10 protein-coding genes are annotated in these 12,550 nt (G+C 72.9%); 4 read left to right on the forward strand and 6 right to left on the reverse strand.

The features are described from left to right. The first annotated feature begins 95 nt into the window (after positions 1-95). Complete coding sequence (locus L7D48_RS18140) at positions 96-383, forward strand: hypothetical protein (RefSeq protein WP_237880514.1); 288 nt, start codon at positions 96-98, stop codon at positions 381-383. A 63-nt stretch (positions 384-446) separates the two neighbouring features. On the opposite strand, the gene L7D48_RS18145 is transcribed toward L7D48_RS18140, so the two are convergent. The 5 genes from L7D48_RS18145 to L7D48_RS18165 form a co-directional block, all read right to left on the reverse strand. Beyond that, on the reverse strand, positions 447-1,190 hold the full coding sequence (locus L7D48_RS18145) for a response regulator transcription factor (protein ID WP_237880505.1): 744 nt from the start codon (positions 1,188-1,190) through the stop codon (positions 447-449). Between the two features lie 255 nt (positions 1,191-1,445). Next, a complete protein-coding gene (locus L7D48_RS18150) occupies positions 1,446-3,392 on the reverse strand; it encodes a PQQ-binding-like beta-propeller repeat protein (protein WP_237880506.1) in 1,947 nt (648 codons plus the stop codon). Between the two features lie 243 nt (positions 3,393-3,635). After that, the gene (locus tag L7D48_RS18155) at positions 3,636-5,468 is read right to left on the reverse strand and encodes an ABC-F family ATP-binding cassette domain-containing protein (RefSeq protein WP_237880507.1); all 1,833 of its coding nucleotides are present in this window, start codon (positions 5,466-5,468) and stop codon (positions 3,636-3,638) included. A gap of 192 nt (positions 5,469-5,660) precedes the next feature. After that, positions 5,661-6,311 carry a hypothetical protein gene (locus L7D48_RS18160; protein ID WP_237880508.1) on the reverse strand — a complete coding sequence of 217 codons (651 nt, stop codon included), beginning with the start codon at positions 6,309-6,311 and terminating at the stop codon, positions 5,661-5,663. Between the two features lie 204 nt (positions 6,312-6,515). Further along, positions 6,516-8,171 (reverse strand): penicillin-binding transpeptidase domain-containing protein, encoded by a 1,656-nt coding sequence (locus tag L7D48_RS18165; RefSeq protein WP_237880509.1) that lies wholly within the window; start codon positions 8,169-8,171, stop codon positions 6,516-6,518. A 487-nt stretch (positions 8,172-8,658) separates the two neighbouring features. On the opposite strand from L7D48_RS18165, the gene L7D48_RS18170 reads away from it, so the two are divergent. After that, positions 8,659-8,898 (forward strand): hypothetical protein, encoded by a 240-nt coding sequence (locus L7D48_RS18170; RefSeq protein WP_237880510.1) that lies wholly within the window; start codon positions 8,659-8,661, stop codon positions 8,896-8,898. 371 nt (positions 8,899-9,269) lie between these two features. Next, complete coding sequence (locus L7D48_RS18175) at positions 9,270-9,641, forward strand: hypothetical protein (RefSeq protein ID WP_237880511.1); 372 nt, start codon at positions 9,270-9,272, stop codon at positions 9,639-9,641. A 150-nt stretch (positions 9,642-9,791) separates the two neighbouring features. Here L7D48_RS18175 and L7D48_RS18180 read toward each other — a convergent pair whose 3' ends face one another. Then, positions 9,792-11,564, reverse strand: coding sequence for a dolichyl-phosphate-mannose--protein mannosyltransferase (locus L7D48_RS18180; protein WP_237880512.1), 1,773 nt, complete (start codon positions 11,562-11,564; stop codon positions 9,792-9,794). Between the two features lie 94 nt (positions 11,565-11,658). Between L7D48_RS18180 and rsmI the strand changes: the two genes are divergently transcribed. Then, positions 11,659-12,510, forward strand: a complete 852-nt coding sequence (gene rsmI, locus L7D48_RS18185) for a 16S rRNA (cytidine(1402)-2'-O)-methyltransferase (protein WP_237880513.1) — start codon at positions 11,659-11,661, stop codon at positions 12,508-12,510. Positions 12,511-12,550 lie beyond the last annotated feature (40 nt).

A 12,550-nucleotide genomic window follows, 5' to 3' on the forward strand; every position in this document is an offset into this window, starting at 1 on the left:
CCGGTCCCCCGGACCCCGCCGATCCCGCCGATCCCGGTGTCCCCGGCGTCGGCAAGGGCGATCCGGAGCCGGACTGGCGGGAGGAGGAGCTCGACCTGGAGGAGCGGTCGGCCAGCGCCGCCCGGCTGTTCGACATCCGCCGTGTCATCGGTGTGCTGTTCGTGGTCTACGGCCTCCTGGTCACCATCGCCGGGTTCTTCGTCTCCGACGCCGACCTGGCCAAGGCCCAGGACGTCAACATCAACCTCTGGTCCGGGCTGTCGATGCTGGTGCTGGGACTGCTGTTCCTGCTCTGGCTGCGGCTGAGCCCGACGGTTCCGCCGCCGTCCCGGCGGGAGACCGAAGGCGGCGGCCCCGGAGCCGCGCCGCCCGCGGAGGGCTGACCGGCGCCGTCCGCCTCCGTACGGGCCGGGGCGCGGCGGATACGGGAGGGCGGGGCCGGCGCGTCAGCCCGGCCCCGCCCTCCCGTCCGCTCCCCGTTCCGTACCCCGATCCGCACCGCCGTGCCTGCCGTGCCCAACGTGCCCGCCGGCCACCCGGTCCAGCAGTCCGGTGCGGGCCGCCAGCGCCGCCGCCTCCAGCCGCGATCCGACCCCGAGCTTCATCAGCACCCGCTGCACATGGGTACGGGCCGTGCTGGGCGCGATCCCCATGCCCACCGCGATCGCCCGGGTGTCCTCCCCCTCCGCCACCCGCACCAGCACCTCGGCCTCACGCGGGGTGAGCATCCGCAGCAGCCTGACACCCTCGTCGTCCGGCTCGGCCCTCGGGTTGAGCAGCTCCGCGAAGGCGACCCGCAGCAGTTGCGGCGCCACCGCCGCCTCCCCGGCCCGCGCCCTGACCATGCCGCGTTCGACGCCCTCGATCCGCTCGTCGTGCCGTATGTAGCCCGACGCCCCCGCCGCGAACGCCGCCGCTATGCCCCGCGGGCTGGGCACCGGGCCCAGCACCACCACGGCGGTCTGCGGCCGCTCCCGCCTGATCCTGGCCACGGGGTCGAACGCCCCGGGTTCGGCGGGCGACGCCGTGCCCCACAGGCACACCTCGGGGGCCCTGCTGACCACCAGCTCCGCCGCCCCCGCGGCCGGCGCGGCGGCCGCGAGCACCCGGTGCCCGCGCAACTTCAGTGCCGAGGCGAGCGCCTCGGCGTGCAGACGGTGGTCGTCGACCACCATGAGCCGCACGGTCATCCACACCCCTGTCGGTTCCATCGGGCCCGGTCTTCCGGGGCCGGGCCGCGCTCCCGTACGGCCCTTTGAGCCGCCCGGCTCCGTCTTGCCCCCGGAAGCTACACGCTCCCCCGGCATCCCGCGTCCCTTCCGGCAAGAACCGGCGGGAACTCCCGCGGACCCACGCGAGCGGCCCCGCGCCCCCTCCGCGGGAGGGGACGCGGGGCCGTCGGCGGCAACGGGCCGCCGCAGGTGGCCGGGTACGGCCGCGGAACCTCAGTTGTAGGCGGCTATCGCCAGGTCGCTCAGACCGGCGGAGGCGTAGAACCTGTGGTTCACCAGGAAGAAGTGGCCGTCCTTCCAGAACGGGTGCACATCGGAGCCGGTGGCCATGTCGTACTCCTTCTTCGCCCCGTCGGCCGGCAGCTTCATCCGCGGGGACGGCTTGCCGCTGCCCGGGTCGAGCGTGACGATCTGGCCCGGCTTGTCGTAGCCGGGGAGTTCGTAGGCGAGCAGCGCGCCGTCCTCCACGGTGACCGGGACGATCCGGCCGCCCGAGGTCGGCTCCCCCAGCCACTTCGACTTGCCCGTGGTGAGGTCGAAGGCGATGATCTCGCTGGTCTGGCCGTACCCGCCGCCCTGGTGGGGCTTCGAGGAGATGTACATGGTCTCGCCGTCCACCACCGTGCCGGGGCAGTTGCTGAGCGTGATGCCCCGGCAGCCCAGCTCGTGGCGGTCCTTCTTGATGGTGATCTTCTCCTTGAGCTTGCCGCTGTCCGAGAGGACCATCACGTCGGTGATGTCGATGCTGGACTCACCGCCGGCGTTGACCCCGAGGACCAGCGGGTCGGTGGAGAGGACCTTGAGGACCTCGATGCCGTCGGGGGCCTCCCACTCCCACTTCTTCTTGCCGCCCGGGCCCACTCCCTGGACCTTCTGCGAGCCGCCGAAGCCGCACTCGATCTTGGCGACGAGCTGGGCGCCGCCGGAGTAGCCGCGGTCCTTGCACTCCGAGCCCTCCTCCTGCTGCCACAGCTCCTTGCCGGTCGACAGGTCGTAACCGACCGCGTTGCCGATCCAGGCCGCCGCGGCGATGTCCCCGCTGACCGCCATCTCGGTGTAGCTGAACTCCGAGGAGCTGTCGCGCTTGGACGGCAGTTCCTTGTTCCACAGCTTCTTGCCCGCGGCCAGGTCGATGCCCATGACGAACTCGCAGCGCCGGCCGTACTGGACGACGGTCCTGTTCTCGGACATCTCGAAGGCGGCGGTGCAGTCCTTGGGGCGGGGCATGTCGATGGACCAAGCCATCTTGCCGGTCTTCATGTCGTAAGCGGTGGTGGAACTCGTCGTGGCCTTGACGAGGTTGCCGCCCACGAACCAGGTGCCGGGCGTCTCCGCGATGATGTCCTGCTTGTCCACCTTGGGCGGGTCGACCGTCCAGGCGAGCTCGGCGTCGATCAGGCCCTTCTCGCCGCCGGAACCGCCGGAGTCACCGGAGCCGCCGGAGTCGCCCGAGCCGCCGTCCGCGCCCTGGGTGGTGCCCTTGTCGCCCTTCTTGGCCTCGGTGCCGCCGTCGTCCTTGGTCAGGAACCAGACACCGCCGCCCGCGACGAGCAGGACCGCGACGACAGCGGCGACGACGGCCAGGACCTTGGCGTTCTTGCCGCTGCCGCCGGGCGGCTGCGCACCGCCGCCGTACATGGGCTGCGTCGGGTACTGGCCGTACCCGGGCTGCTGCCCGTACGCCGGGGGCTGGCCGTAGGCCGGGGTCTGACCGTAGGCCGGGGGCTGCCCGTACGCCGGGGTCTGCCCGTACGCGGGGGCCTGGCCGTACGGCGCCTGGGGCGCCTGTCCCGGCTGCTGCGGATACCCGTACGACGGGGGCTGGTCGGTCGGGAACTGCGGCGCCTGGCCGAACTGGCCGGGCTGCTGCGGGTAGCCGTACGACGGCGGGCCCGAAGGGGCCTGCGGCGGCTGCCCCGGCTGGTCCGGCTGGTCCGGCTGCGTCTGCTGATCGGCCGGAGGCTGCGGCGACTTGGACAGCGGAACCTGCGGAGCCTTCTCCTGCTCCGCGCTCTCCGGCTGCGCCTGCTGCTCCTGCTGCTCCTGCTTCTCCCGCTGTCCCGCCCCCTCCTGCTGCTCCGGCCGGTCGTCCGGCTGCTCCGGAGGGGGGCCGAAGCCGCCGGACGGCGGCTGTTCTGGTGGCGGAGGCGGCTGCGACATGGGTTTCCTCATTCACGCGCGGACCGGCTGCCCAGCCCCTCGCCCCCCGTGGGGCAGAGCGAATCGGACACGGCCCGCCACTTCTCGGCTGTTGCCGGCTCTTGGCGCCGACGGTCGGAAGGAAATTCTTTCTATCACCGGACACCCGGAAAGCCGCCTCCGGTTCCCGTTCCGGGCCATCAGGTGAGACCGGCCCGCGACCTGGCCGTTACCGTCCGCCGGGGGCTCCTCCTTCGCCTCCGGTCACCCCTCCTCGGCCAGTTCCAGCCAGCGCGTCTCCAAGTCATCGCGCTCATCGGTGAGTTCGCGCAGTTCGGCGTCGAGTCCGGCGACCTTCTCGAAGTCGGTGGCGTGCTCGGCCATCTCGGCGTGCAGCGCCGCCTGACGCTCCTCGATCCGCTCCAGCCTGCGCTCGATGCGCTGCAACTCCTTCTGCGCCGCACGCGAGAGGGCCGCGGGCTTGGCGGAGGACTTGGCGGCGGGCCGGGCCGCCGTCTGCCCCGCCGGAGCCGCGGCCGGGGCGCCCGCGGTGGTGGCCTGGCGCAGCCGCTCGCGGCGCTCCAGGTACTCGTCCAGCCCGCGCGGCAGCATCCGCAGCGTGCCGTCGCCCAGCAGCGCGTGCACCCGGTCCGTGGTCCGCTCGACGAAGTAGCGGTCGTGGGAGATGACCACCAGCGAGCCGGGCCAGCCGTCGAGCAGGTCCTCGAGCTGGGTCAGGGTCTCGATGTCCAGGTCGTTGGTCGGCTCGTCCATGAACAGCACGTTCGGCTCGTCCATCAGCAGCCGCAGCAGCTGGAGCCTGCGGCGCTCGCCGCCGGAGAGGTCCCCGACGGGCGTCCACTGCTTGTCCTTGCCGAAGCCGAAGCGCTCGCACAGCTGGGAGGCGCTCATCTCGCGCCCCTTGCCGAGGTCCACGCGCGAGCGCACCCGTTCCACGGCCTCCAGCACGCGCCATGCGGGGTCGAGTTCGGCGACCTCCTGGGAGAGGTAGGCCAGCCGCACCGTCCTGCCGACCTTGATCCGGCCGGCGGCCGGCTGCTTCTCACCACCGCTGTACGCCGCGTCCGCCAGCGCCCGCAGCAGCGAGGTCTTGCCGGCGCCGTTGACGCCGACCAGGCCGATCCGGTCGCCGGGGCCGAGCTGCCAGGTCAGGTGCTTGAGCAGCACCTTGGGCCCGGCCTGGACGGTCACGTCCTCCAGGTCGAACACGGTCTTGCCCAGCCGGGAGTTCGCGAACTTCATCAGCTCGGCGCTGTCGCGCGGCGGCGGCACGTCGGCGATCAGCTCGTTGGCGGCCTCGACGCGGAAGCGGGGCTTGCTGGTGCGGGCCGGGGCGCCGCGCCGCAGCCAGGCCAGTTCCTTGCGGACCAGGTTCTGCCGCTTGGCCTCCTCGGTGGCCGCGATGCGCTCGCGCTCGGCGCGGGCGAAGACGTAGTCGCTGTAGCCGCCCTCGTACTCGTGGACGGTGCCGCGCTGCACGTCCCACATCCGCGTGCACACCTGGTCCAGGAACCAGCGGTCGTGGGTGACGCAGACCAGCGCCGAGCGCCGGGCGCGCAGGTGCCCGGCGAGCCAGGCGATGCCCTCGACGTCGAGGTGGTTGGTGGGCTCGTCCAGCACGATCAGGTCCTGCTCGGCGATGAGCAGCTTCGCCAGCGCGATGCGCCGCCGCTCGCCGCCGGACAGGGGGCCGATGACGGTGTCCAGGCCCTGCGGGAAGCCGGGCATGTCCAGGCCGCCGAAGAGTCCGGTGAGGATGTCGCGCACGCGGGCGTTCCCGGCCCACTCGTGGTCGGCCATGTCGCCGATGACCTCGTGCCGGACGGTGGCGGCCGGGTCGAGCGAGTCGTGCTGGGTGAGCACTCCCAGCCGCAGCCCGCCGGCGTGGGTCACCCGGCCGTCGTCGGCGGGCTCCAGCTTCGCCAGGATGCGCACGAGGGTGGTCTTGCCGTCGCCGTTGCGCCCGACGACGCCGATCCGGTCTCCCTCGCTGACGCCGAGGGAGACGCCGTCGAGCAGCGCACGGGTGCCGTACACCTTGCCGACGGCTTCCAGATTGACGAGGTTCGTGGCCATGGGGCTCCCGCTGCCCGGCACGCCGGGCTGGTGTGGTCTTCGGGTGGGCTGGTCAGCCTCTCAGCCTAGTCGCAGCCCGGGCGGGCACGCTCATGCCCGCCCTGCGCCGACCGCACCCGTCCGCCACAGCAACGCCACAGCACCGCCGCGGTCCCGCCCACCGCCGCGGGCGCCCCCGCGGAAGCCGCCGGTTCAGTACGACGGGCTGTGCTGGGCCGGGGCCGAGCGCGGGGTCGGCCGGTTGAGGCCGAACAGCGAGCCGGTGGCGACCGCCAGCTCCGCGGCGCAGTCCGCCGCCGGCTGCTCCGGGACGCCCATCCGGCGCAGCGCTCCGGAGAACGCGTCCTCCAGCAGGGCCAGCCGCCAGCTCAGCTCCGCGGGTCCGACCTGCCGGCCGTCGCGCGGCCGGCTCGACAGGACGGTCAGCACGTCCTGGGCGTTGCTCTGCAGATCGGCCAGGGACTGCCAGCCGTTCGGCAGCCGCGCCGGGCTCCGGTCCGACGGCTCCGCGTCCGGCACGCCCAGCGTCACGGGGAGTTGCGCGGGGATCGAGGAGTACCAGTCGACCAGCGCACCGCTCAGGTCCGCCCGCAGGCCGTCGAGGAAGCTCAGCAGGACCGCGGCGCCCATGGGGGCGCCGACGGGCTCGACGCGCGGCGCGGAGTCCTCCGGCGCGGGCGGCCTGCCGCCCGCACCGGGGCCCATGAACGACCGGATGACGACCGAGACCTCTTCCTGCTGCGCCGGAGCGGAGTGCTGGGCGGGCAGCAGGAGCGCCCGTACGGGCGCGATGCCTCGGGCGGCCTGCTCGGCCGCCGCCTGGCACGCGTAGTCAGTGGGCACGGGCCCCCCCTTCTTCCGAAGCCGCCTTCTCACGCGGCGTCGGCCTTGCGTTTCGGGGCCGTACCGTATCGCTCCGCGACGGCTTCGGGGAGGTGTCCGTCACACAGAGTTCACCCGCCGCCCCGCCCGGAGTCCTGCCCGGAGCGGGTACGGCCCGCGCGGTGCCGTCCCGCGCGGGCCGTACGGGGGTGCCGGAGGGCGGGGTCAGCCGACGGAGTTGAGCACCTGGCGGACGACCGGGCCCGCGTTCGTGCCGCCGTGGCCGGAGGCGGGCACGACCGCCGCGGCGGCCATGTCGCCCCGGTAGGCGGTGAACCAGGCGTTGGGCTTCTTCTGGCCGTCCACCTCGGCCGAGCCGGTCTTCGCGCCGAAGTCGCCGCTGGTGCCGGCCATGGCCTCGGCCGCCGAGCCGCTGGTGGCCGTCAGCCGCATCAGCGAGCGCAGTTCCTGGGCGACGGCCGGGGAGAGGGTGCGCGGGGCCTTGGCCAGGCCGCGGCCGTCCACCTCGGGCGAGACGATGTACGGCTGGCGGAAGACGCCGCTCTTCACCGTCGCCGACACCGAGGCCATGATCAGCGGGTTCGCCCTGACCCCGCCCTGCCCGATCAGCGAGGCGGCCATCTGCGCGTCGGACTGCACGGGCACCGAGCCGTCGAAGGTGGCGGTGCCGACCTGCCAGGTCAGCCCGATGCCGAAGACGTCGCGGGCCTGCTTGGTGAGGTCGTCGTCCGACAGCTCGCCGGCCTGGCTGATGAAGGCGGTGTTGCAGGAGGCGGCGAAGGACTGCGCGAAGGTGCCGCCGTTGATCTCGAACTTGTCGAGGTTCTGGAACCTCCAGCCGCCGTGTGTGAAGTACTTGGGGCAGGGGTGCTGCTTCGCGCTGGAGGCCAGGCCCTTCTCGATGAGCATCGACGCGGTGACGATCTTCATCGTGGAGCCGGGGGCCAGGGAGCCCTTGAGGGCGGTGTTGAAGCCCTGCGCCGGGGTGTTGGCGACCGCCAGGATCTCGCCCGTGCTGGCCTTCAGGGCGACGACCGACGCCTTGGGCTTGCCGGCGATGGCCTGGACGGCGGCCTTCTGCACCTTGGCGTCCAGCGTGGTCCTCAGCTCGCCCGGGGTGCCCTTGCTGAGCTGCCTGAGCGTCTTGACCTCCTTGCCGGCGGCGTCGGTGATCCGGATCCCGAAGCCGGGCTTCCCGTCGGTCTTGTCACCGAAGCGCTTGCGCAGGTCGGCCAGGGTCGCGGCCAGCTCGGGGTACTCCTCGGCCGTCAGCTCGGCGCCGTTGCGGTCCAGGGCCTTGACGGGCGGGGCCCCGGCCTCGGCGGTCTCCAGCTTCTGGCCGCTGCCGAGCTCGGGGTGGAGGACGGACGCCTCCCAGTCGACGACGGGCTCGCCGCTGTCGTCGTCCCGTACGACCGTCAGCTCCGACTCGTACGTCCAGGAGGCGGGCTTCTCCTCCTTGTCGTACTCCACCTCGGCCGTCACGGTGAACGGGACGTCGGCGCCCGCGGCGGTGCCCGGTTCCAGGCGCACGCCCGACACCCGGGCGTCCTTCCGGAAGCCCGCCAGGGCCTTGGCCGCGGCGGCCTCGTCGTCGGTCAGCGCGGCGGCCTCCTCGGCCTTCCCCTCCTGCCAGGCCCTCAGGAACCTTCCGGCGGTCTCGCGGACCTCCTCGGACGAGGGCGGGCCCGTCTCGGCCGCCGGTTCGCCGGTCCGGCCGTCGGAGAAGGCCACGTCCTGCCCGCTCCCGCCGCCGGCCGCGCCGCTGTCGCCGATCAGGGTGTACGCCCCGAACCCGGCGGCTCCGACCACGGCGGTGAGGACCGCTCCGATCACCGCCACCTTCCGACCGTCACGCATGAGTCTCCCGAATCTCCGCCCCTGCCCCGGACCGGCACCGCCGGGGCCCGTGCGAAGAACCCTAGAGCACGTGGGCGGCACGGACCGGGGCCAGGCGTCCGCACCGGCGCCCGGCGGGACTCCGTGAAACGGCCGCGGGGATTGTCCGTCCACCCCGGGAATGATTAGTGTGTTTTTCCGAAGATAGACAGCGATAAAGGCGCTCCGATTACCCCGCCGGCACGCCCCGCCTCGCCCGGTTCACTCTTCCGGAAGCACAACCAACACCCCTCGCAGTCGTTGTCACTGCGAAGCAGAAGGCCGATCCTCCTTCCGGCAATTAACGTCACGGGCCCGCGCCGCATCCGGCGGCGCGGGCCCGTGACACGTATGGAGCAGAAAATATCGGCGCGGCGCGCGGCAAGGCTTACCGTGTACTCGGCTCGCCAGTTCCTAGCATTACGCAAGCAAGCCCGTGAAGCGGCTTCGTACATTGGAGGTACATGCCATGAAGATGAAGCGGACCGCCGCCGTCGCGCTTTCCGCCGCCGCCCTGGTGATCGGCGGAGCCGGCGTCTCCCAGGCCGACGACGGCCCGAAGTTCCGGAACAACGCGCAGATCCTGCCCTGCGTCAACCTGGAGCTGGTGAACATCCCGATCGCGTCGGCGGACATCAACAACCTCGACTGCTCCGTCACCTACGTGGAGTCGAAGAAGGTCTCCTCCTACGAGTCCTTCAGGGACTGAGGAGCCGACCGGACCACCGGCGCACCACTGTCGAAAGGCCGCCCCGGCACACCGGGGCGGCCTTTCTCCTTTCCATGACACGCTCGCGACATATAGCCGAAAACAACACCCGCTTGGCGCAATGACAGCGCATAATCCCAGGTGGTGCGCCTATCGGCGACTCCCCGCCCCCGCTTTCCGCAGGACACGCAGAAACGCGGAAGCGCGCAATCGGGGATTCGGTGGGTTAATGTCGCCGACGTGGGGGCAACTCCCGCCTTTCCGGTGAGCGGGCCGAACTGCGGCCGCAATCCGGAAACCGGTTATCCGGCCGCTCGGCGGCGGCCGGGGACATCGGAACCTTCCTTCTCTCGTCAAGGAGACAAGACAGCATGATGCTGAAGAAGACGCTCGTCGTTTCTTTCGCCGCCGCCATGGCCCTCGCGGGTGGGGCCGCCAGCGCCCACGCCGGTGAGGCCAAGTTCGAGAACAACGCGCAGATCCTGCCCTGCCCGAACCTGGAGGTCATCAACATCCCGATCCTCTCCAGCGACGTCAACAACCTCGACTGCTCTCGGAACTCCAAGGAGGAGGTCGAGATCAAGAAGGTCGTGAAGGTCGAGAAGGAGTCCGACATCCACGTCGCTCCGAAGCAGGAGCAGGCCCAGGGTCAGGGCCAGGGCCAGGAGGCCAAGCAGGGCCAGGGCCAGAAGCAGGAAGGCGAGAACGAGAACGAGAACAAGAACGCCGTCAAGAAGCACTGAAGCGGCTGACGCCTCGCGTCGCACCGTTCTCAGAACGCCGCCCGCCGGTCTCACCGGCGGGCGGCGCCGCTTTTCACCGGGGCCGCGCCCTGCGTGGACTCCCCGGGCTCAGGGGCTGCGGGCCGGGGGCTGCGGGCCGGGGGCTGCGGATCAGATCCAGGTGTCCAGCCACATACGGGACTGCCAGGCGTCCTTGGGGATCTGCACCCCGGTGTAGAGCGGGTGGAAGTAGACGAAGTTCCACACGATCAGCAGCACGAGCACGCCCGCGCCCACCGCGCCCACCGCCCGCCGCCGCTCGGTGCAGCCGGGCGGCCCGAGGATCGCCCCGATCGTCATCGCCAGCGCCAGGCACAGGAACGGCACGAAGACGACCGCGTAGAAGTAGAAGATCGTGCGCTCCTGGTACAGGAACCACGGCAGCCAGCCCGCCGCCACCCCGCACAGGATCGCGCCCGCGCGCCAGTCCCGCCGCAGCACCCAGCGGTAGAGGCAGTACAGCAGCGCGAAGCAGGCCGCCCACCACAGCAGCGGGGTGCCCAGGGCGAGCACCTCGCGGGCGCAGCCGCCCTCCGCCGTGCAGCCGTCCTCCCCCCTGTCGGAGGACTCGTAGAAGTACGACACCGGGCGGGCGGTCACCAGCCAGCTCCAGGGGTGGGACTGGTAGGTGTGCTCGGAGGTCAGCCCCACGTGGAAGCTGTAGACCTCGCTCTCGTAGTGCCACAGGCTGCGCAGCGGGGCCGGGACCCAGGTCATGTCGAACTGGGGCAGGGGCAGCTTCAGACCGGTGAAGGGGAGGGGCAGCGACTCCGGTGACAGCCCCCGGCGCCCCTCCGCCCAGGTGCGGAAGTAGCCGTCCCGGCCCGCGAACCAGCCCGCCCAGGAGGCCACGTAGACGGCGACCGCGACCGGCACCAGGGAGAGGAAGGCGGGCGCGGCGTCCCGGCGCAGCATCGACAGGTGGGGGTGCCGGGCCCCGGCGGTGCGCCGGGAGGCGGCGTCCCACAGGACCGTCAGGATCCCGAAGGCGACCAGGACGTACAGGCCGCTCCACTTGGTGGCGCAGGCCAGTCCCAGGCAGAGCCCGGCGGCCAGCCGCCAGGGGCGTGCGCCCAGGCCCAGCCGGTCGCCGGTGTCCGCCTCGGGCCGCCCGTCCGGCGGCAGGGCCGCGGCGAGCCGGGCACGGGCCCGGTCGCGGTCGATCAGCAGGCAGCCGAAGGCCGCCAGCACGAAGAACATCAGCACCAGGTCGAGCAGCGCGGTGCGGCTCATCACCAGGTGCAGGCCGTCCACGGCCAGCAGCAGTCCCGCCAGGCACCCCAGGGCGGTGGAGCGCAGCAGCCGGCGCCCGATGCGGCAGACCATCAGCACCGACAGCGTGCCGAGCACCGCCACCATGAAGCGCCAGCCGAACGGCGTCAGACCGAACGCCGCCTCGCCCACGGCGATGATCCACTTGCCCACGGGCGGGTGCACCACGTACGCGGCGGCCTCGCTCAGCGGGGCCGCCGCGGGGTTGTCGAGGATGGTGTCGTTGGCGCCGTCGGGCCAGGTGCCCTCGTAGCCGAGCCGGTACAGCGCCCAGGCGTCCTTGGCGTAGTAGGTCTCGTCGAATATCACCGCGTGCGGCGAGCCGAGGTTCCAGAAGCGCAGGAGGCCGGCGAGGAGCGCGACGAGGAGCGGGCCGCCCCACGCCGCAAGGCGGCCCAGCAGCCGCGCGTCGTCCCCGTCCAGTCCGAACAGCCTCCACACCCGGCCGCGGCCGGGCTCCGGGTACGGCGGCACCAGCCGCTCCCGCGTGCCCGCCCGGGGCGGCGGGGCGTATCCGTAGCGCCGCAGCCGCCCGCGCCACGCCGGGGCCTGCTCCCCGACGGGCTCCCCGTGCCGGGCCTGAGTCGCGGTGTCACTGGTCACGCGGGCCATCGTAGGGAACGGTCCTCCCGCGCGGTGCCGCGCACCGGAGGGCCGGCGGCCCCGCGCCGGCCTCGGCCCCCGCCGGAGCTGCGAGGATGGCGGGGTGAGCGGAACACTCGTACTGGCAGGCACACCCATCGGCGACACCGCCGACGCACCGCCCCGGCTCGCGGCCGAGCTGGAGGGGGCCGACATCGTCGCCGCCGAGGACACCCGGCGGCTGCGGCGGCTCACCCAGGCTCTCGGGGTGCGGATCTCCGGCCGGGTGGTGTCGTACTTCGAGGGCAACGAGGCCGCGCGCACCCCGGAGCTGGCCGACGCGCTGTCGGAGGGCTCCCGGGTGCTGCTGGTCACGGACGCGGGGATGCCGTCGGTCTCCGACCCCGGCTACCGGCTGGTGGCCGCCGCCGTCGAGCGCGGGATCAGGGTCACGGCCGTGCCCGGCCCGTCCGCCGTGCTGACCGCGCTGGCGCTGTCGGGGCTGCCGGTGGACCGGTTCTGCTTCGAGGGCTTCCTGCCGCGCAAGACGGGCGAGCGGCTGGCGCGGCTGCGCGAGGCCGCCGGGGAGCGCCGCACGCTGGTCTACTTCGAGGCCCCGCACCGGCTGGCCGCCGCGCTGGCCGCCATGGCCGAGGCCTTCGGCGCCGGCCGCCGGGCCGCGGTCTGCCGGGAGCTGACCAAGACCTACGAGGAGGTGCGGCGCGGCACGCTGGGCGAGCTGGCCGCCTGGGCGGAGGAGGGCGTGCGGGGCGAGATCACCGTCGTGGTCGAGGGCGCGCCCGCCGAGGCGCCCGGCGCGGTGGACGCCGCCGAGCTGGTGCGCCGGGTGGCGGTGCGCGAGGCCGCCGGGGAGCGCCGCAAGGAGGCCATCGCGGAGGTGGCGCGCGAGGCGGGGCTGCCCAAGCGGGAGGTCTTCGACGCGGTGGTCGCGGCGAAGAACGCGGGGACGGCCTGAGCGGTCCGGGCGGCGGGCGGGAGCCCGGCCCGGGAAGGGG

This window comes from Streptomyces sp. ICN903 (assembly GCF_022015835.1).
GTDB lineage: Bacteria > Actinomycetota > Actinomycetes > Streptomycetales > Streptomycetaceae > Streptomyces > Streptomyces fenghuangensis.

Bases quoted from the DNA above. Each gene is read 5' to 3' on its own strand.
- L7D48_RS18145 (WP_237880505.1), bottom strand. From the start codon at position 1,190: ATGACCGTGCGGCTCATGGTGGTCGACGACCACCGTCTGCACGCCGAG.
- L7D48_RS18150 (WP_237880506.1), bottom strand. From the start codon at position 3,392: ATGTCGCAGCCGCCTCCGCCACCAGAACAGCCGCCGTCCGGCGGCTTC.
- L7D48_RS18155 (WP_237880507.1), bottom strand. From the start codon at position 5,468: ATGGCCACGAACCTCGTCAATCTGGAAGCCGTCGGCAAGGTGTACGGC.
- L7D48_RS18165 (WP_237880509.1), bottom strand. From the start codon at position 8,171: ATGCGTGACGGTCGGAAGGTGGCGGTGATCGGAGCGGTCCTCACCGCC.
- L7D48_RS18170 (WP_237880510.1), top strand. From the start codon at position 8,659: ATGAAGATGAAGCGGACCGCCGCCGTCGCGCTTTCCGCCGCCGCCCTG.
- L7D48_RS18175 (WP_237880511.1), top strand. From the start codon at position 9,270: ATGATGCTGAAGAAGACGCTCGTCGTTTCTTTCGCCGCCGCCATGGCC.
- L7D48_RS18180 (WP_237880512.1), bottom strand. From the start codon at position 11,564: ATGGCCCGCGTGACCAGTGACACCGCGACTCAGGCCCGGCACGGGGAG.